The organism is Vulcaniibacterium gelatinicum (genome assembly GCF_008033445.1).
Classification (GTDB): domain Bacteria; phylum Pseudomonadota; class Gammaproteobacteria; order Xanthomonadales; family Xanthomonadaceae; genus Vulcaniibacterium_B; species Vulcaniibacterium_B gelatinicum.
The window spans coordinates 1-1285 of the sequence record NZ_VNKO01000037.1; the positions used below are offsets into that span (position 1 = coordinate 1).

At 64.5% G+C, this 1285-nt stretch carries 1 protein-coding gene; it reads right to left on the reverse strand.

The features are described 5' to 3' along the window. Window positions 1-61: 61 nt before the first annotated feature. A protein-coding gene (locus FPV26_RS12530; protein ID WP_220429105.1) for an IS3 family transposase occupies window positions 62-1197 on the reverse strand; the annotation gives its coding sequence in 2 pieces (ribosomal slippage) (window positions 62-945 and window positions 945-1197; 1137 coding nt in all). Between the last annotated feature and the right edge of the window lie 88 nt (window positions 1198-1285).

Sequence of the window (1285 nt, forward strand, 5' to 3'; positions counted from 1 at the left end):
AGAGGTGGCCCCGTTTGTTTGAACAGCTCAGCCCGGTTCGATAAGTGGATTCCTGCCGGGGTTACGCAGCCTTGGGCAACGGCTGCGGTTGCGGTTTGAAGTAGACCTGATCGGGTGTGCGTCGATCAAGCCGGCTGTGCGGTCGCCGGGCGTTGTAGAAGTCAATGTAACGCTCCAGCGCCAGGCGGGCGTGGCTGACAGTTTCGTAGGCGTGCAGGTAGACCTCCTCGTACTTGATCGTGCGCCACAACCGCTCGATGAACACGTTGTCGCGCCAGCAGCCCTTGCCGTCCATGCTGATGCGGATGCCATGCGCCTTGAGCAGACCGGTGAACGCCTCACTGGTGAACTGGCAGCCCTGGTCGGTATTGAAGATCTCGGGCGTGCCGTAGCGCTGCAGCGCCTCCTCGACAGCGTCGATGCAGAACTGGCTGTCGAGGGTGTTCGACAGCCGCCAGGCCAGGACCTTGCGACTGTGCCAGTCCATCACCGCGGCCAGGTAGACGAAGCCGCGGGCCATCGGTACGTAGGTGATGTCCATCGCCCAGACCTGGTTGAGCCGGTCAATGGCCAGGCCGCGCAGCAGGTACGGGTAGATCGGATGCGCGCGATGACGACGGCTGGTGTTGGGCTTGCGGTACAGCGCCTCGGTCCCCATGCGCCGCATCAGCGTGGACACGTGCTTGCGGCCGACAGGGAAGCCTTCGGCATTGAGCAGGTCGCGCAGCATCCGGGCACCGGCGAACGGTCGATCCAGGTGCAGCTCGTCGATGCGACGCATCAGCGCCAGGTCGCGTTCGGACATGGGCGTGGGCAGGGAGTACACGCTGCCGCGGCTGATCCCCAGTGCCTGCGCCTGGCGGGTGAGCGGGAGGTCGTGGTCGCGATCGATCATCGCCTTGCGCTCAGCCATCCCGCCTTGACGAGCGCACCTTGCAAAAAATCGTTCTCCAGCGCCAACTCGCCGATCTTGGCGTGCAACGCCTTGAGGTCGACCGCCGGCTCGGCGGCCTTGGCGCCACCGCCAAATACCGTGGCCGCCTGCTCGAGCAGTTGGGTCTTCCACTGCGCGATCTGGTTGGGGTGAACATCGAACTGCTGGGCCAACTCGGCCAGCGTCTTCTCGCCCCGGAGGGCGGCCAGCGCCACCTTGGCCTTGAACTCGGGCGAGTGGTTGCGACGGGGTCTGCGACTCATCAAAAGCTCCTTGAACTCGGCGATCATGATCGCCTCAGGGAGCAGGAAGTCCACCTATCCGGCTGTCCAGATTTCCGGGGCCACCTCT